A 17890-nucleotide genomic window follows, 5' to 3' on the forward strand; every position below is an offset into this window, starting at 1 on the left:
ATGGCTATCTGGCTCAACAAGGACAGCAAGGTCATCGTCCAGGGCATGACCGGCGCCACCGGCATGAAGCACACCAAGCTCATGCTGGGTGACGGCACCGAGGTCGTGGGCGGCGTCAACCCGCGCAAGGCGGGTCAGACCGTGGACTTCGACGGCACCGAGGTACCCGTCTTCGGGACCGTCAAGGAGGCCATCGAGAAGACCGGCGCCAACGTCTCCGTCATCTTCGTGCCGGAGAAGTTCACCAAGGACGCCGTCGTCGAGGCGATCGACGCCGAGATCCCGCTGGCCGTCGTGATCACCGAGGGCATCGCCGTGCACGACACGGCGTCCTTCTGGGCGTACGCCGGCAAGAAGGGCAACAAGACCCGGATCATCGGCCCGAACTGCCCCGGCATCATCACGCCGGGCCAGTCCAACGTCGGCATCATCCCGGGCGACATCACCAAGCCGGGCCGCATCGGCCTGGTCTCGAAGTCCGGCACGCTGACGTACCAGATGATGTACGAGCTGCGTGACCTGGGCTTCTCGACCGCCGTCGGCATCGGTGGCGACCCGATCATCGGCACCACGCACATCGACGCCCTGGCCGCGTTCCAGGACGACCCCGACACCGACCTGATCGTGATGATCGGTGAGATCGGTGGCGACGCCGAGGAGCGCGCGGCCGCGTTCATCAAGGACAACGTGACCAAGCCGGTCGTCGGCTACGTCGCGGGCTTCACCGCGCCCGAGGGCAAGACGATGGGCCACGCCGGCGCGATCGTCTCCGGTTCGTCCGGCACCGCCCAGGCGAAGAAGGAGGCCCTCGAGGCCGCGGGCGTCAAGGTCGGCAAGACGCCGACCGAGACGGCCAAGCTGGCGCGGGAGATCCTGAGCGCCTGACGCTCGGCCCCCTTCGGGCAGCACACCGGCGGGCCCGTCCCCTTCTCGGGGGGCGGGCCCGCCGCTGTTTTTTTCCGCGTGCGGGGGTCAGCCGGGTGACGGTGCCAGCCGTTCCGGGCCGTTGCCCGACTCCCCGCGCAGTTTGGCGCGCAGGGTCAGCTCGGTCTGCGAGAGCGGGCCGAGGGCGGGGGCCGGGGGGACGCCCCGTACGGCCTGGGCCGGGGCGATGGGTGCCTCGTAGTGGGTGGGTGCCGTGCGCAGGGTGAGGCCGGTCGCGCCGATGATGGCGACGGTGAAGGCGATGGCCGCGCGGGTCCAGAAGACGTTGCGGCGCTCGCCCGTGGTGCGGACGTTGGCCGGGGCGTCGGCGCGGAGCCGTTCGGTGGAGGCGAGTTCCGTCAGGCGCCGGTGCAGGGCGGCCGGGTCGGCCAGTTCGGGGACCTGGGCGGCGACGGCCTCGCGGGCGCGGGTCAGCCGGCCCGCCGCGGCCGGGGTGCTCGCCTCGGTCTCGGCCGCCGTCTCGGGCAGGTCGAGGCCGACGCCGTCGTACAGCACGAGGGTGCGGCGGTAGGAGGGCGGGAGGCGGAGCAGCGCGTCCAGCAGGGCGCGGGCGTCCGGGTCGGCGGGCGGCGGCTCGGGGGTGCGGTGGCGGGGGCGGAAGCCGTGCCAGGGGGAGAGGGCGTACTCGTACGCCGTCGCCCGGACCCAGCCGCCCGGGTCGCGGTCGCGGGCCACCTCGGGCCAGCGCTGCCAGGCCGCCTGGAACGCCCGCTCCACCGCCTCGCGGGCCAACTCCCGCCGCCCGGTGAGCAGATAGGTCTGGCGGACCAGGGCGGGGGCGCAGAACGCGTAGAGCGCGTCGAACGCCTGATCAGGGGTCAGGGTGGGTGCGGTGCTCTGCGTCACGGCTCACCCCTCTGTGTGAATAGGCACATAAACATATATTGGGCGACACTTCGGGGGTTCGCCTGTTACGCCGGGAAAGCGCGTGTCGTTGGGAGCATGGCGGGCGTGATGCCGCTGACACTCCGTCGCCTGTCGTCGTCCCTGCGGTCCCGGATGCGCGACCGTTCACCCGGCCTGGGCCCCGCGCTGGCGGGCGGTGCGCTCGCGGCCGGGCTCGGGCTCGGCGCGTGCGCGGCGCTGGTGATGGTGCTGTGGGTCAGTTCGCCCTACCCGGACAGCGGACCCGGCGGCGCGCTGCATGTCGCGGCCGCGCTGTGGCTGCTGGCGCACGGGGTCGAACTGGTCCGCGCCGAGACGCTGTCCGGGGCGCCGCAGCCGGTCGGCCTGACCCCGTTGCTGCTGCTCGCGCTGCCGGTGTGGCTGGTGTACCGGGCCGCGCGGGACGCCACCGACGCGTCCGACGAGCCCGAAGGCCCGCCCCCGGTCCCCGCGCGCACGGCGTGGACGGGGGTCGTGCTCGGCTACCTCGGCGTGGGCGGTGCCGCCGCGCTGTACGCCTCCGGGGGTGAACCCCGGCCCGAATGGCTCTGGGTGACGGTGTGTCTGCCGCTCCTCGTCGGCGGGGCCGCCGGGGTCGGCGTCTGGACGGGCTCCGGCCGGCCGCACCCGCCGGTGTCCTCCCGGCTCCCGCACTGGGTACGGGTGGACGCGCTCGGTACGGCGGCCCGCGCGGCCGGAGCGGCCACGGCCGTGCTCACCGGGGGCGGGGCGCTGCTGCTCGGCGCGTCCCTCATCTGGCACGGGGACACCGCCCGGCTGGCGTTCACCCAGCTCACGGAGGGATGGACCGGGCGGCTCACGGTGCTGCTGCTGGCCGTCACGCTGGTCCCCAACGCGGCGCTCTGGTCGGCCTCGTACGCGCTCGGCCCCGGATTCGCGCTCGGCGCCGGGCACATGGTGCATCCGCTCGCCTCGGACCCCGCCCCGCTGCTCCCCCCGTTCCCGCTGCTGGCCGCCGTGCCCGACACGGGCGCCGGTACGCCGCTGAACTGGGCGGTCGCGCTGGTGCCGGTGGCGGCCGGGGTGACGGCGGGCTGGTTCGTGGCGGGGGCCGCCGTGCGGCGGGGGCGGCCGTGGCTGCACTGGTCGGCCGGACGGAGCGTCGCCGTCCTGGCGCTGGCCGCGCTGTTCTGCGCCCTGGCCCTCATGCTCCTCGCCGAACTCTCCGGTGGCCCGCTGGGCGCCTCGACCCTCTCCCGCTTCGGCCCCCTCGGCTGGCAGACCGGCCCGGCGGCCGCCGCCTGGCTCCTCCTGCTGGGCACCCCGGTGACCCTCACGGCACGAGCCTGGCGCCTGCACACCCTCCGCAGCGCGGGCGTCCTGCCGTCCCGCCGCGGGAAGCAGCGCACCTGGCTGCCCCGGGCGACGGCGGAGACCCCCGCGAAGCTCCCCGCCCCCACCCCGGCGGAGCCGAAGCAGGAGGAGCTGTACGACTTCCTGGAGTCGGACACCCCGGAGTCAGCCCCCGCGCCCCGCCCTCCGGAGCCGGCCGAAGCCCTCCAGCCCGCCGACGAGAACGTCACCGAGGCTCCCCCAACGGCCGTCGCCGAGCCCGCCGCCCCGGAGACCACCCCGGACCCGGCGGAACCGGACCCGGCGGAACCGAACCCGGCCTCCTGAAGCCTCCGCAGCAGGATTCAGGAGTTCGCCGACCCCAGCACCCCCCGCAGCTGCTCCGGCAGGAGCTGGTCGCAGGACTGCTTCGACTGCTGGGTGAGGGCGTCGTTCACGCACGTGTAGTAGTCGCGGTACACCAGCTTGACGCTGAAGAACGCGGCGACGAGGACCAGGGCGAGCCCGGCGGTGATCATGCCCGTGACGGCCGCCGTGACCTGGGGGCGGGTGCCGGTCGGGCGGGGTTCGTCCGGGGAGGGGGTGCGGGGCTTGGCGCGCAGGGAGCTGCCGCCCCAGTAGAGGGCGAGGGCGCCGAGGAGCAGGGAGACGTAGGGCCAGCCGAGGAGGACGAAGAAGATGGCCCACATGCCGGACAGCAGCGCGTAGCGGGCGCGGCGCTGGGCCGGGTCGGTCGGGTCCCAGCGCTGCTTGCCCGTACCGCCGCCGCCCTGGGCCTCCGGACCCGTGCCGGGGCGCTCACCGAAGCCGCCGGGGGCGCGGCCGGGCTGGCGGTCGCTCCACTGGCTGCCCCAGCGCGAGTCCCCGGAACCCTCGTGACCCTCGTGGCCTTCCTGGCCCTCCGGGTGACGCGGGCGCCAGGGCTGGTCGGGGCGGTCCTCGGGCGGGGGCGCGTACGGGTTGTCGTCCTTGCGGTCACCGCCGCGGTCGTCGTCGCCCCGGCCGCAGGAGGGTGTCCGGGGCGGCGAGGCCGGCCGGTCCCGCAGCAGGACAACGCCACGCTCGCCCTCCTGGCCGGTCGGCGGCGGGAACGTGAGGAGTCGCGGGCTGCGATCGGGCATCAAAGGAGCGTCTTCCCCTAGGTGATTCGAAGTCCGGCATGAGCTGTCATCCCGTGAACGCGCCGCACGACGGCCGCGTTCCCGAGCCGGCTCGTCCAGAACGCTACCTTCCGGCCACGCCCCCGTCCCGTGGGGGCCGTCCGGAGTGCCGGTATCGTTGCTGGCGGCCGGCCGCTTCGTAGACTTCCCCGTATGGCGGGACGCGAAGCATTCGTAGAACCCTACAAAAGCCGGCCGGACACACCGCCGTCCCGAGAAAGGGCCTCATCGTGGCCGCCACCCCCGCCGGTCCAGCGGCCCGGCGACTCGTCGTGCTGGTCTCCGGTTCCGGCACCAACCTCCAGGCCCTGCTGGACGAGATCGAGCGCGTCGGCGCCGAGACGTACGGCGCGCGGATCGTCGCCGTGGGGGCCGACCGCGACGGCATCGAGGGGCTGGCCCGCGCCGAGCGCGCCGGGCTGCCCACCTTCGTCTGCCGGGTGAAGGACTACGCGGCCCGCGAGGAGTGGGACGCGGCGCTCGCCGAGGCGGTCGCCGCCCATGAGCCCGACCTCGTGGTCTCGGCCGGCTTCATGAAGATCGTGGGCAAGGAGTTCCTGGCCCGGTTCGGCGGCCGGTTCGTCAACACCCACCCGGCCCTGCTGCCGAGCTTCCCGGGGGCCCACGGCGTACGCGACGCGCTCGCGTACGGCGCCAAGGTCACCGGCTGCACCGTCCACTTCGTCGACGACGGCGTCGACACCGGGCCGATCATCGCGCAGGGCGTGGTGGAGATCCGGGACGAGGACGACGAGAGCGCGCTGCACGAGCGCATCAAGGACGTCGAGCGAAGGCTGCTCGTCGAGGTCGTGGGGCGCCTCGCCCGCAACGGCCACCGCATAGAGGGACGAAAGGTAGTTATCCCGTGACCGCCACCGCCGAGAGCACCAAGCGGCCCATTCGCCGGGCGCTCGTCAGCGTCTACGACAAGACCGGCCTGGAAGACCTCGCGCGCGGGCTGCACGAGGCCGGGGTCGAGCTGGTCTCCACCGGCTCCACCGCCGCCCGTATCGCCGCCGCCGGCGTCCCCGTGACGAAGGTCGAGGAGCTGACCGGCTTCCCCGAGTGCCTGGACGGCCGGGTCAAGACCCTGCACCCCAAGGTGCACGCGGGCATCCTCGCCGACCTGCGCCTGGACAGCCACCGCGAGCAGCTCGCCGAGCTGGGCGTCACGCCGTTCGACCTCGTCGTGGTCAACCTCTACCCGTTCCGGGAGACCGTCGCCTCCGGCGCCTCGCCCGACGAGTGCGTGGAGCAGATCGACATCGGCGGCCCCTCGATGGTCCGCGCCGCCGCCAAGAACCACCCCTCGGTCGCCGTGGTGACCAGCCCCGAGCGGTACGCGGACGTGGCCGCCGCCGCGCAGGAGGGCGGGTTCGACCTCGCCGCCCGCAAGCGGCTGGCCGCCGAGGCGTTCCGGCACACCGCCGCCTACGACGTGGCGGTGGCCGACTGGTTCGCCGCCGAGTACGCCCCGGTCGACGACTCCCCGTTCCCCGACTTCCTCGGCGGCACCTGGGACCGCGCGCACACCCTGCGCTACGGCGAGAACCCGCACCAGCCGGCCGCGCTGTACCTGGAGCCGGGCGCCGAGGGTCTCGCGCAGGCGGAGCAGCTGCACGGCAAGGAGATGTCGTACAACAACTACACCGACACCGACGCCGCGCGCCGGGCCGCGTACGACCACGACGAGCCCTGTGTGGCGATCATCAAGCACGCCAACCCGTGCGGGATCGCGATCGGCGCGGACGTGGCCGAGGCGCACCGCAAGGCGCACGCCTGCGACCCGCTGTCCGCGTTCGGCGGGGTCATCGCGGTGAACCGGCCGGTCAGCAAGGAGCTGGCCGAGCAGGTCGCGGAGATCTTCACCGAGGTCATCGTGGCGCCGGACTACGAGGAGGGCGCGCTGGAGGCCCTGGCCCGGAAGAAGAACATCCGGGTGCTGAAGGCGCCGCAGGGTCCCGCCGCCACCGTCGAGATCAAGCCGGTCGACGGCGGGGTGCTGGTCCAGGAGGCCGACCGCCTCCAGGCCGACGGCGACGACCCGGCCAACTGGACGCTGGCCAGCGGTGACGCGCTCTCCCCGGCCGAGCTGGCCGAGCTGGCGTTCGCCTGGCGGGCGTGCCGCGCGGTGAAGTCCAACGCGATCCTGCTCGCCAAGGACGGCGCCTCCGTCGGCGTCGGCATGGGCCAGGTCAACCGGGTCGACTCCTGCAAGCTGGCGGTCGAGCGGGCGGGCGAGGAGCGGGCGCGGGGCGCCTTCGCGGCCTCCGACGCCTTCTTCCCCTTCCCCGACGGGCCGCAGATCCTGATCGACGCCGGGGTGCGCGCCATCGTGCAGCCGGGCGGCTCGATCCGGGACGAGCAGGTCGTGGAGGCCGCCAAGGAGGCGGGCGTGACCATGTACTTCACGGGCACGCGGCACTTCTTCCACTGAGCACGCGGCAACGCGAAGAAGCGGCCGCCCGCTCCCCATCCGTGAGGGGAGCGGGCGGCCGCCTGTCGTATACGCGCGCTTACTTGGTGCGGATGACGATCGCGCCGCAGATCTTGTCGGAGAAGGTCTGGCGCTTGGAGTCCCACGCCGGCCACAGGTAGCCGAGGTAGCAGGGCAGGCCGTCGATGAAGTGGGCGAGCTGGCGGACGAAGGCCATGCCACCGCCGAGCGGCTGACCGGTCTCCTCCTTCAGCGTGCGGGTGCCGACGACCTTCTTGCCGACGGTCTGGCCGGTCTTGCCCTCCTGGATCACCTGCCAGACGAACAGGCCGAGCATGACGAGGTAGCCGATGATCATCAGTATCGAGAGGCCGTTCTTCGCGCCCACGATCACCAGGATGTACGGCACCAGGTACAGCAGCGAGTCGACGATCCGGCTCAGGACGCGCATGCCCCAGTTCGCGTACTGCGGCTGCTGGTAGCCGTAGCCCGGCTGCTGCGGGTAGCCGTAACCGGCCTGCTGCGGGACCGGGGGCGCCTGCGGGTAGCCGTAACCGGGCTGCGGGGGCATGCCCTGCGGCGGCACGCCCTGCGGCGCCTGCGGGTAACCGGGCTGCTGCGGCTGCCCGTACCCCTGCTGGGGGTCCTGCGGCTGACCGTACGGGTTCTGGGGCGAGCCGAAACTCATGGCTGGATTCCTCCGTTGGTACTGCGGGAACGACGCGGACAGCACGGAGGAACGTCAAGATCTGAGCGGTTTGCCCCCCACCGGACCGCGATGTATGCGCCGTTCATGGTTGTGGAGCCGTCACGTGTTGTCCAGCCGCATTCGCGAGGTGTTGTGCAAGTGCAACATCAACGATCAACGGAGGACATCTGGGACGCGACGGTGGCGCAGCCCACGCGGACCGGATTGGAACCGGGGGGCCGTCATCCGCGAGGATGTACGCATGACCGCCCAGATTCTCGATGGCAAGGCCACCGCAGCCGCGATCAAGTCCGATCTGACCGCCCGCGTGGCGGCGCTGAAGGAGAAGGGAATCACGCCCGGCCTCGGTACCGTCCTGGTCGGTGAGGACCCCGGCAGCCAGAAGTACGTCGCGGGCAAGCACCGCGACTGCGCCCAGGTCGGCATCGCCTCCATCCAGCGCGAACTCCCCGCCACGGCGACGCAGGAGGAGATCGAGGCGGTCGTCCGCGAGCTGAACGAGGACCCCGACTGCACCGGCTACATCGTCCAGCTCCCGCTGCCCAAGGGCATCGACGAGAACCGCATCCTGGAGCTGATGGACCCGGAGAAGGACGCCGACGGCCTCCACCCGATGAACCTCGGCCGCCTGGTCCTCAACGAGCCCGCCCCGCTGCCCTGCACCCCCAACGGCGTGCTCACCCTGCTGCGCCGGTACGGCGTGGAGACCAAGGGCGCCGAGGTCGTGGTCGTCGGCCGCGGTGTGACCATCGGGCGCTCGATGCCGCTGCTGCTCACCCGGCGCAGCGAGAACGCCACCGTCACCCAGTGCCACACCGGCACCCGTGACCTGGCGTACCACCTCAAGCGGGCCGACATCGTCGTCTCCGCCGCCGGTTCCCCGCACCTGATCCGCGCCGAGGACATCAAGCCGGGCGCGGCCGTGCTGGACGTCGGTGTCTCGCGGAACGCCGAGGGCAAGATCGTCGGCGATGTCCACCCGGACGTCGCCGAGGTCGCCGGGTGGATCTCCCCGAACCCCGGCGGGGTCGGCCCGATGACCCGCGCCCAGCTCCTGGTCAACGTGGTGGAGGCGGCGGAGCGGCGTGCCGGCTGACGAGTCCGGGGAGCCGCAGGTGCGGGACGCGATCAGCGCTCCCGACGCGCAGGGGCGCACCAGGCGCATCACCCGCCGCTTCCCGCTGTTCACCAGGGACACCGCGCGCCCCGAGGGCGGCGGCCGGGCCGCGCCCAGTGACGCCCCGGCGCCGGCCCGGCAGTGGCCGGTGCTGGTCGTGCTCTCCGCCGTCGCGCTCGGCCTGCTGCTGGTCGCCTTCGACCTGACTCGCGCCGGGCTGCTGGTGATCGGCGCCGCCCTGCTGGCGGGCGCCGCGATGCGCTGGACGCTGCCCGGCGTCGGCATGCTCGCCGTCCGCTCCCGCTTCACGGACATCGTGACCTACGGGGTACTGGGCCTCGCCATCGTCCTGCTGGCCCTGATGGCCCAGCCCCAGCCCCTGCTGCAGATCCCGTTCCTCAAGGACACGTTGCACTTCACGGTGTCCAACTAGCGCTTCGCGCAAGGCCGGTGGCTCGCCCCCGCCCCCGATCAGGGGCGAGCCACCGGGACTTCACCCTGTCGGGCCGGGTGGCCGCCGGGCAATGTCCCGCCGTGCGCTGTGGCACGGAGGTGACCGTTCCGCCACGGTGTCCGCGCCCTGCCACAGCCGGTCAATTGACGCTACGGCAAGGGCAGTTCGCCGGATACATGCCGATCGACCCCCTCTCGCGGGCTACCGTGGAGCGGGGGCGGTGGCGTGACGCGGGGAGGCGTCGCGGTACCCGCCGGGGGTGGAACGAGGGGGGAGCGGGCCATGGCTCGTTGGAAGGCACTGCCGGAGGAACTCGACCCGCAGATCGTGGAGTTCACCCGTCAGATGCGAAGACTGGTGGACGAGGTCGGTCTGGGCGTCGCCACGCTGGCCGACCGCACCGGGTACAGCAGGACGTCCTGGGAGCGGTATCTGAACGGGCGGCTGCTCGCGCCCAAGGGGGCCGTCGGCGCCCTCGCCGAGGTCTGCGGGACCAGCCCGGTCCACCTCACCACGATGTGGGAGCTGGCCGAACGCGCCTGGAGCCGGGCGGAGTCGCGGCACGACCGCACGATGGAGCAGATCCGCATCACCCAGGCCCGCGCGGAGCTGGGCGACTTCGGCGGCGGTACGGGCACCACGACGGTCGACGCCCCACCGCAGAGCCCGTCTTCCGCCGAGCCCCCTGGGGGCAGGCGCCGCGTCCTGCTCTTCCTCGCGGGCGCCGTGGCCGTACTCGCCGTGCTCGGCACGGTCTTCCTGCTCACCGGCGGCGAGAGCACACCGGCCGCCGCCGGGCCGCCCTCGCCGTCCGCCACCGGCGCGCCCGGTCTGCCGCCCGGGGTCAAGTGCGTGGGCATCGGCTGCGCCGGCAAGGACGCCGAGGCCATGGGGTGCAGCGGCGACCTGGTGACCACCGCCCGGAGCGCCACCGTCGGCGCCGCCACCCTGGAGGTCCGCTACAGCAGGACGTGCGGCGCGGCCTGGGGCCGGATCACCGGCGCCGCACCGGGCGACCGGGTGCGCGTCACGGCGGACGGCGAGAGCGAGCGGGTCGAGGCCGTCGCCGGGGAGACGTACACGTACACACCGATGGTCGCCGTCGGCCGCGCGGGCGAGGCCGAAGCCTGCGTCACCCTGACGTCGGGGCGCACCGGGTGCGCCAAGTAGCCGGAGTTTTCGGCGCGGTCCGCATGGGACGCGGAAACGGGGGCACCCGAAGGAGTACCCCCCCACGGGAGTCCGGCAAGCCGGTACCCCCGACCGGCGGCCGCCTTCGTCCTCCTCTCCCGGACGGGCGGCCGCTGTCGTGTGCGGTGCCGGTCTCCCGTCGAGCCGGGCTGTGGGGCGGGCCACAGGGCCCCGGACGCCCGGCATGCCGGATGCGCGATAGCCTGACCGCTGATCTCTCTTGACGCCAAGAGATCGATCATCCGCACGGGGCAGGGACGCCCCACCGCCAGCCATACGGAGAACGCCATGACCCGCACTCCCGTGAACGTCACCGTCACCGGCGCGGCCGGCCAGATCGGTTACGCCCTCCTCTTCCGCATCGCCTCCGGGCAGCTCCTCGGCGCGGACGTGCCGGTCAACCTCCGCCTCCTGGAGATCACCCCCGCGCTCAAGGCCGCCGAGGGCACGGCCATGGAGCTGGACGACTGCGCGTTCCCGCTGCTGAACGGCATCACCATCACCGACGACCCGAACGTCGCCTTCGACGGCACCAACGTCGCCCTGCTGGTCGGCGCCCGCCCGCGCACCAAGGGCATGGAGCGCGGTGACCTCCTGGAGGCCAACGGCGGCATCTTCAAGCCGCAGGGCAAGGCCATCAACGACAACGCCGCGGACGACATCAAGGTCCTCGTCGTCGGCAACCCGGCCAACACCAACGCGCTCATCGCGCAGGCCGCCGCCCCGGACGTACCGGCCGAGCGCTTCACCGCGATGACCCGCCTCGACCACAACCGCGCGCTGACCCAGCTCGCGAAGAAGACGGGCACCCCGGTCTCCGAGATCAAGCGCCTGACGATCTGGGGCAACCACTCCGCGACCCAGTACCCGGACATCTTCCACGCCACGGTCGCGGGCAAGAACGCCGCCGAGGTCGTGGGCGACGAGCAGTGGCTGGCCGACGACTTCATCCCGACCGTCGCCAAGCGCGGTGCCGCGATCATCGAGGCCCGCGGTGCCTCGTCGGCCGCCTCCGCCGCCAACGCCGCCATCGACCACGTGTACACCTGGGTCAACGGCACCGCCGAGGGCGACTGGACCTCCATGGGTATCCCGTCGGACGGCTCCTACGGCGTCCCGGAGGGCCTGATCTCGTCCTTCCCCGTCACCACCAAGGACGGCAAGTACGAGATCGTCCAGGGCCTGGACATCAACGAGTTCTCCCGCGCCCGCATCGACGCCTCGGTGCAGGAGCTTGCGGAGGAGCGCGACGCGGTCCGCGGTCTCGGCCTCATCTGAGCCCCGCACCCTACGAGCGACGGGCCCCCTCCGGTCTTCCGGACGGGGCCCGTTCCCATGTGCGGACTACTCCAGGCCGCGCTTGCCCGGCGCCCAGAAGGGCTTGGTCAGCACCGAGCGCCGGTCCCAGCCCGCGTCCCGCAGCACATGCCGTACCGCCTGCACGGTCCGCGCCTCCCCGGCGACGTACGCGATCCCGCCCGGCGCCGGTGCCAGGCGGCCGACCGCCTCGGGCAGCGGGACGGTGCCGCGCAGCACCCAGTCCAGCCGTCCGGCGTGGGGCAGCGGGAGCCGGTCGTCCGCCGTGGCGGTCTCCACGCAGCCGGAGACCCGCGACCCGTCGGGCAGCGCGGCGAGCATCGCGCCGAAGGCGACGGACGCCGTCTCGTCGCCGACGAAGACATGGTGCGCGGCGTCCGGGCGCAGCGTGAAGGAGCCCTCCGGCTTGCCGAGGCGCACCTCGTCGCCCGCCTTCGCCTCGCGCGCCCAGCGGGCACCGGGTCCGTCGCCCTCGTGGTCCAGCACGCACAACTCCATTGCGCCGGACGGGTCGTAGCGCCACACCGAGTAGGTGCGCCGGGTGAGCGCGGAGCCCACCAGTACCCGGACCTGCTGGCCGGGGAGCACATCGAGCCCGGCCAGCGCCTCGCCCTCGATCCGCAGGCGCCGCATCCGCGCGGTGAACCGCTCCACGGAGCTCACGGTGGCCCGGAGCATCAGCAGATCGAGGACGGGATTCAGCAGCGCGGGCATGCACGGCTCCTAGAAGTGGACAACTCGGGCCAGAAGGACCGGAGTTGATTATCGGTGGGGGGTGGAGGGCGATGCTACGCGCTCCGGGACCGGGCCGGCCGACCGGAGGGTACGGTTCCGGCCGCCCCACCCCGCGATCACCAGGGCGGTCGCCGCCAGCACCACCAGCGCGACGATGCGCAGCGCCGGGCCCATCCCGGCCCCGAGCCCGGTGTGCGCGGAGAGCACGGTCCCGGTGACGGCGACGCCCAGCGCGGCGCCGGTCTCGCGGGCGGTGGTGCCGAGCCCGCTGCCGAGTCCGGCCTGGTGCGCGGGGAGTGAGGTGATCACGCCCACGGTCAGCGCCGGCATCGACAGGCCCGTACCGGCGGAGACCACCAGCAGCCAGCAGACGTACAGCGCGTACGGGGTGTGCGCGTCGGCGGTCGACGTGGCGAGCAGGCCCAGGCCGATCAGGGCGAGGCCGGTGCCGACGAGGGCGCGGGGGTGGGCCGCCCAGCGGCCGGCGAGCCGCTGGGACACGGCCATGCCGACGGGCATGGGCAGGATCGCCAGGCCGGTCAGGGCGGCGCCCATGCCCTTCGCCTCCTGGAGGTACTGGGAGTTGACGAAGAACAGGGCGAACAGGCCGAAGAAGCCGGTGGCCGTGCCCAGCGACGCGGCGCGCAGCCGGGCCGAGGCGAAGACGCGCGGGTCGAAGAGCGGGGCGGCCGAGCGCAGGGCGTGCGCGGTGAAGGCGCCGGTCAGCACGGCACCGGCGGCGAAGGCGCCGAGGATGCGCGCGGACGTCCAGCCGTAGGAGGGGCCCTCGATGATGCCGAACAGCACGGCGACCAGGCCCCCGGTGAGCAGCAGGGTGCCCAGCGGGTCGAGGCCGGTGCCCGGGGAGCGCCCGGTGCGCGGGGTGGTCGCGGCGACGGCGGCGGCGAGCAGCGCGGCCAGCGGCACCATGACCGCGAACAGGGCCCGCCAGGACAGGTACTGCCCGGCGAAGCCGCCCGCCAGGTTGCCGACCCCGCCCCCGAGGCCGAGCGACAGCGTCCAGGCGCCCATCGCGCGGGCCCGGGTCTCGGGCGTGGACAGCCGCATCAGGATCGAGAGCGTGGCCGGGGTGATCAGCGCGGCCCCGGCGCCGGAGACGGCCCGGCCCGCGATGAGCACGGCCGGGGTGCCGGCGAGGGCACCGGTGGCGGCGCCCGCGGCGAACAGGGCGAGGCCGGTGAGCAGGGCGCCCTTGCGGCCGTAGCGGTCGCCGAGGGCGCCGGCCGGGACGAGGAGTCCGGCGAAGGCGATGACGTAGGCGTCCACTATCCACAGCAGCTGGCTGTGCGAGGGGTGTGGGGAGGACGCCATGAACTGGGGGATCAGCAGGTTGATCGCGGCGACCATGCTCTGGGCGACCAGGACACAGGCGCACAGCACGAGCAGCGTCGAGCGTTTCAGGGCAGGCGGGGGCACGGCTCCTCCAGGAGCTGGACGGGGTGGTGGTGGGCTGTGGCTTCACCGTAGGGTCGGGTCCGACCTGCTTTCCAGTGCAACCTTCGCAAGGGATGATTGCGTGTGACGCAATCCGAAGACGCCTCGCCGCTCGCGGGCGTGGACCTCAACCTGCTGCTCGCGCTCGACGTGCTCCTGGAGGAGCAGAGCGTCCGGGGTGCCGCCCGGCGGCTGCATCTGTCGGAGCCCGCGATGAGCCGCACCCTCGGCCGCATCCGCAAGGCGCTCGGCGACCCCGTACTGGTGCGCGCCGGGCGGCAGATGGTGCCGACCCCGCACGCGCTGGCGGTACGGGCCGAGGTCGGCGCGGTGGTCGAGCGGGCCCGCGCGCTGTTCGCGCCCGGCCGGGACACCGACCCGTGCACGATGACCCGTACCTTCACGATCCTCGGCCACGACGCGACCGCCGCCGGTCTCGGCGCCCCGCTGCTGACCCGCACCGCCCGCGAGGCGCCAGGCATCCGGCTGCGGTTCCTCTCCGAGAGCCCGGTCGACGCCCCCTTCCTGCGCCAGGGCACCGCCGACCTGGAGATCGGCGTGGTCGACACCACGGCCCCAGAGGTACGGGTGGAGACGCTGTACGAGGACCGGATGCTCGGGGTCGTACGGGCCGGACACCCTTTGCTGGAAGGCGAGTTGACGCCGGAGCGGTTCGCCGGGGAGGCCGGGCATCTGAGCGTGTCCCGGCGGGGGCGGCTGCGCGGGCCGATCGACGACGCGCTGGCCGCGCTCGGGCTCGCGCGGCAGGTGGCCGGCAGCGTCGGGACCTACCCGGCCTCGCTGTTCGTGCTGCGGGACACCGACCTCGTAGGGATCGTCAACCGGGGGAGCCGGTCGCTGGCGGAGACGCTCGGTCTGGTCACCTTCGCCATCCCGCTCCCGCTGCCGCCCCTGGAGGTCGGCCTCGCCTGGCACCCCCGCCACGACGCCGACCCGGCCCACGCCTGGCTGCGTGCCACGGTGAAGGAGTTGATGACCGAGCGGATTCCGGTTTCCTGACCGCCCGTCACCCCTCTATGCTCGGCGCTCGTCGTCCACCTCCTGGCGGGCGAGGGACTTTCCATGCATCGGGGGATGGCATGAGCAGTGCTCAGGTGCCGCCGCAGGCGGAGCGGACGCCGGCCGAGAGGGCGCCGGTCCATCCCCCGCCCGTCCCGCCCCACACCAGCGAGGCCACCCGGCTGCTGTGCGCGGGCGCCTATCTGGACTCCGGCTACCGTGACCGCGTCATCGAGGAACTCCACCTCAACGAGCAGCGGATCGTGGCCCCTTCGTTCGGTTTCGACGCGGCGCGGGTGCTGGCGCACGCGCTGCGGGCCCGGCGGCAGGAGCTGCTCTGGGCGGGCGCGATCACCGGGCTGTGGCTGGTGGGCATGGTGCTCAGCGGCGGGCTGCTCGCGCTGTACCTGTGGCCCAGCATCTGGCTCGCGCTCGCCCCCTGGCTGCGCGGCCGCTCCGCGACCCCGCCGCTGTACCGGCTGGTCCTCGCCTTCCTGGCGCGGTGGTGGGGGCGGGCGTGGTTCGCCGCGCTGTTCGTGCTGACCGTACTCACCGCGTTCGGCGGCGGCCCCTCCCGCGAGCCGTCCTACGACCCGTACAGGGGGTACGGCGGGTACGGCGGGTACGGGAGTTACGGCGGTTCCGAGAGCCTCTCCGACTCGCTCACCCCGGTCGTGGAGCTGTGGCAGGCGTGGTCCACCCTCGTCGTGCTCGCGCTCATCGCGCTGTGCGTGCACCTGCAGCGGACCCAGTTCAGCCGGGCGCTGGCCGGCGAGCTGTCCCCGCAGCGCTTCCCGGACGTCGCCGCCGACCCCGCCGAGCAGACGCCGGGTCCCCGTCTGGCGCGGCTCGGGCAGCGCATCCGGCTGGAGCAGCACGCGCCGCTGGTCATGTACCACGAGGCCCGGCCGTTCTGCGGGGCCGGCGACGCGTACGACACCTGGGTGCTGGCCGTGGAGCTGAAGCCGGACGAGCTGGCGAAGGAACGGCAGCCGCTCAGCAACCGGGCGGTCCTGGAGAAGATCCGCCCCCGCCTGGAGCAGCTCCGCGTCCCGGCCGAGTACGCGGGGCCCGGTGTCCGGGACCGGCTGCGCTGGCTGGAGATCGACGAGTGCGTGTTCCTCCCGGTGGAGGGGCTGCGGAAGCGGGAGCAGGCGCCGTACACCGCCGAGGCGTTCGAGCAGCACCGGGCGCGGGCGGTGGAGGAGGGGGCCGAGAAGCGGCGGCACTTCCTGCGGGTACGGGTCGGCGGCTGGGAGGAGGAGCTGGTCGTCACCGTGTACGTCCGGGTCCACACCCAGGGCGGGATGCTGATGCTGGAGATCGCGCCGCATGTACTGACTCCGGTGCGCGAGGACTTCAAGGACGCCGACCGCGCGGCCCACCGGTTCCGGCACAACCACCAGCTCGGCAAGGCCGCCACCGCGCTCGTCCTGGTGCCGGGTTCCGCCGGGCGGGCGCTCGCCCAGCTGGGCCGGGGGATGGTGCTCGGCTGGCGGCTGCTGACCGGCGGGTACGCGAACGCGCTGCCCGACGGTCCCGCGCTCTCGGTGCGCGAGCTGGGGTCCACGCCCGTCGGCTCGCTCTTCCAGGAGATGGACGTGGTGCGGTATCTGCGCGGGGTGCAGGACCGGGTCGCCGACGGGGTGCGGTCCGCGCTCGCCGAATCCGGTTACCAGACCGGGGAGTTCGTCCAGAAGGTCGTCAACATCCGCAACGGGGACGTCCACATCGGCCGCGTCGAGGGCAGCACCTTCGCCGTCGGCAGCCACGCCAACGCCACGGGCGCGCCCGCGCCGCAGAAGGGAGCCGGGGCATGACCGGTCAGGAGCCGAACGTGCGCATCGGAGACGTGTCGGGGAGCACCTTCGCCATCGGCAGCCACGCCCACGCCGAGAGCCACCAGCACGGTACGGGTGCCCCGGCCGACCAGGAACTCCTGGAAGCGGTACGGGAGTTGCGTGCCGACCTCGCGCGGGTACGGGCCACCGAGCAGACCGCCGCGCTGGGCGAGGCGCTCGCCGACACCGAGGCGGAACTCACCCGTACCGGCCAGGCGACCCCCACCCGCCGCGAACGCCTGCGCGAACTCCTCGCCGACTCCCAGTCCCTCCTGACCGTCCTCGCCTCGGCCGGCACGGTCGCCGGCCTGCTCGGACTCTGACCGCGACACCACAAGGGGGGCCGCGATGAGCGGCGGAGAACAGCACTGGAACGAAGACACCCAACGCTGGGAGCCAGCCCCACCCACCAACCCACCCCCGCCGACGTGGCCTCCGGCCGGCTCCGGGAACACCCCGCCCCCCACCGGCGGGCAAACGGCCGACTCCCCGACTTCCGCCGACGCGCCTGCGGTACCGACAGCGGGCGGCCGCTCCGCGTCTGCCGGGGCTACGAGTGGCACCCAGTCGTCGGCCGAGCCGTCGCCGTCTCCCGGTGCGCGGTCACCGGAGGGGTCCCCGGCATCCGCTGCCCCCTCCGCCCCTGCGGGCAGCACCACGAGCGCCCAGCCCTCGGGCGAGCCGTCGGCGTCCGGGCAGACGGCGACGGGCACCCAGTCCTCGGCGGCTGCCGGTGCGCGCTCCCCGGCCGGGCCTTCGGCATCCGTCGGCCCGCCGACCGAGGCCGGACCGTCCGCCGGTCCTCCGGCCCCCGCCACCTCCTCGGCCTCCGCCGAGCCCCCGGCCCCCGCCACCCCCTCGGCCTCCGCCGAGCCCTCGGCGTCCGCCACCTCCTCGGCCTCCGCCACCTCCTCGGCCTCCGCCGAGCCCCCGGCGTCCGCCACCTCCTCGGCCTCCGCCGAGCCCCCGGCGTCCGCCACCCCCTCGGCTCCCTCCTGGCCGCCCGCAGACCGGCGGACGCCCCCTCACTCCTCCTGGCCGCCGGCCGGAGCTTCCTCGGACGGGGAACCGTCGGCCGCTGCCTGGCCCCCGGCCGACGCTTCCGCGCATGCGGAGCCGCCCACCGCTCCGTGGCCCCCGGCCGACGCTTCCGCGCACGCAGAGCCCCCGACCACCTCGTGGCTCCCGGCCGAGCCTCCCGCGCACGCGGAATCTCCGACCACCTCGCGGCCCCCGGCCGAGCCCTCCGCGCACGCGGAATCTCCGACGACCCCGTGGCTCCCGGCCGAGCCCTCCGCGCACGCAGAGCC

The 17890-nt window shown here is 73.8% G+C and carries 15 protein-coding genes and 1 pseudogene; 11 read left to right on the top strand and 5 right to left on the bottom strand.

Annotation, left to right across the window (positions count from 1 at the left end; genetic code table 11):
- A complete protein-coding gene (sucD, locus tag D0Z67_RS17715; protein WP_031180793.1) occupies positions 1 to 885 on the top strand; it encodes a succinate--CoA ligase subunit alpha in 885 nt (294 codons plus the stop codon).
- An 87-nt stretch (positions 886 to 972) separates the two neighbouring features.
- Here sucD and D0Z67_RS17720 read toward each other — a convergent pair.
- A pseudogene (locus D0Z67_RS17720) lies at positions 973 to 1767 on the bottom strand (RNA polymerase sigma factor); the annotation flags it as partial.
- Positions 1768 to 1899: 132 nt separating this feature from the next.
- On the opposite strand from D0Z67_RS17720, the gene D0Z67_RS17725 reads away from it, so the two are divergent.
- A complete protein-coding gene (locus D0Z67_RS17725; RefSeq protein WP_199812166.1) occupies positions 1900 to 3471 on the top strand; it encodes a cell division protein PerM in 1572 nt (523 codons plus the stop codon).
- Positions 3472 to 3488: 17 nt separating this feature from the next.
- Here the strand turns inward: D0Z67_RS17725 and D0Z67_RS17730 are convergent, their stop codons facing one another.
- On the bottom strand, positions 3489 to 4265 hold the full coding sequence (locus tag D0Z67_RS17730; RefSeq protein WP_131589666.1) for a chromosomal replication initiator protein DnaA: 777 nt from the start codon (positions 4263 to 4265) through the stop codon (positions 3489 to 3491).
- 269 nt (positions 4266 to 4534) lie between these two features.
- On the opposite strand from D0Z67_RS17730, the gene purN reads away from it, so the two are divergent.
- Positions 4535 to 5173, top strand: a complete 639-nt coding sequence (gene purN / locus D0Z67_RS17735; RefSeq protein WP_031180789.1) for a phosphoribosylglycinamide formyltransferase — start codon at positions 4535 to 4537, stop codon at positions 5171 to 5173.
- Positions 5170 to 6741, top strand: coding sequence for a bifunctional phosphoribosylaminoimidazolecarboxamide formyltransferase/IMP cyclohydrolase (gene purH, locus D0Z67_RS17740; RefSeq protein ID WP_031180788.1), 1572 nt, complete (start codon positions 5170 to 5172; stop codon positions 6739 to 6741). The genes purN and purH overlap by 4 nt, the downstream gene beginning before the upstream one ends.
- A gap of 79 nt (positions 6742 to 6820) precedes the next feature.
- Here the strand turns inward: purH and D0Z67_RS17745 are convergent, their stop codons facing one another.
- The gene (locus tag D0Z67_RS17745) at positions 6821 to 7429 is read right to left on the bottom strand and encodes an RDD family protein (protein WP_031180787.1); all 609 of its coding nucleotides are present in this window, start codon (positions 7427 to 7429) and stop codon (positions 6821 to 6823) included.
- 262 nt (positions 7430 to 7691) lie between these two features.
- Here D0Z67_RS17745 and D0Z67_RS17750 point away from each other — a divergent pair, with 262 nt between their 5' ends.
- The 4 genes from D0Z67_RS17750 (at position 7692) to D0Z67_RS17765 (ending at position 11490) form a co-directional block, all read left to right on the top strand.
- Entirely contained in the window at positions 7692 to 8546 is an 855-nt protein-coding gene (locus tag D0Z67_RS17750; RefSeq protein WP_031180786.1) for a bifunctional methylenetetrahydrofolate dehydrogenase/methenyltetrahydrofolate cyclohydrolase, read from the top strand.
- The gene (locus tag D0Z67_RS17755) at positions 8536 to 9000 is read left to right on the top strand and encodes a DUF3017 domain-containing protein (RefSeq protein WP_031180785.1); all 465 of its coding nucleotides are present in this window, start codon (positions 8536 to 8538) and stop codon (positions 8998 to 9000) included. Before D0Z67_RS17750 ends, D0Z67_RS17755 begins: the two co-directional genes overlap by 11 nt.
- Positions 9001 to 9303: 303 nt before the next feature.
- Entirely contained in the window at positions 9304 to 10191 is an 888-nt protein-coding gene (locus D0Z67_RS17760) for an XRE family transcriptional regulator (RefSeq protein ID WP_031180784.1), read from the top strand.
- A 309-nt stretch (positions 10192 to 10500) separates the two neighbouring features.
- Positions 10501 to 11490, top strand: coding sequence for a malate dehydrogenase (locus D0Z67_RS17765; RefSeq protein ID WP_031180783.1), 990 nt, complete (start codon positions 10501 to 10503; stop codon positions 11488 to 11490).
- A gap of 66 nt (positions 11491 to 11556) precedes the next feature.
- Here D0Z67_RS17765 and D0Z67_RS17770 read toward each other — a convergent pair whose 3' ends face one another.
- Entirely contained in the window at positions 11557 to 12243 is a 687-nt protein-coding gene (locus D0Z67_RS17770; RefSeq protein ID WP_031180782.1) for a siderophore-interacting protein, read from the bottom strand.
- A 48-nt stretch (positions 12244 to 12291) separates the two neighbouring features.
- Positions 12292 to 13701 (bottom strand): MFS transporter, encoded by a 1410-nt coding sequence (locus D0Z67_RS17775; protein WP_031180781.1) that lies wholly within the window; start codon positions 13699 to 13701, stop codon positions 12292 to 12294.
- Between the two features lie 96 nt (positions 13702 to 13797).
- On the opposite strand from D0Z67_RS17775, the gene D0Z67_RS17780 reads away from it, so the two are divergent.
- The 3 genes from D0Z67_RS17780 to D0Z67_RS17790 all read left to right on the top strand — a co-directional run bounded on the left by D0Z67_RS17780 (position 13798) and on the right by D0Z67_RS17790 (position 16903).
- The gene (locus D0Z67_RS17780) at positions 13798 to 14739 is read left to right on the top strand and encodes a LysR family transcriptional regulator (protein WP_037774801.1); all 942 of its coding nucleotides are present in this window, start codon (positions 13798 to 13800) and stop codon (positions 14737 to 14739) included.
- A gap of 80 nt (positions 14740 to 14819) precedes the next feature.
- On the top strand, positions 14820 to 16559 hold the full coding sequence (locus D0Z67_RS17785) for a hypothetical protein (RefSeq protein ID WP_031180779.1): 1740 nt from the start codon (positions 14820 to 14822) through the stop codon (positions 16557 to 16559).
- Positions 16556 to 16903: a hypothetical protein gene (locus D0Z67_RS17790; RefSeq protein WP_031180778.1), complete on the top strand. Its 348-nt coding sequence runs from the start codon at positions 16556 to 16558 to the stop codon at positions 16901 to 16903. Before D0Z67_RS17785 ends, D0Z67_RS17790 begins: the two co-directional genes overlap by 4 nt.
- The last annotated feature ends 987 nt before the right edge of the window (positions 16904 to 17890 follow it).

It is taken from the genome of Streptomyces seoulensis, assembly GCF_004328625.1.
Classification (GTDB): Bacteria; Actinomycetota; Actinomycetes; order Streptomycetales; family Streptomycetaceae; genus Streptomyces; species Streptomyces seoulensis.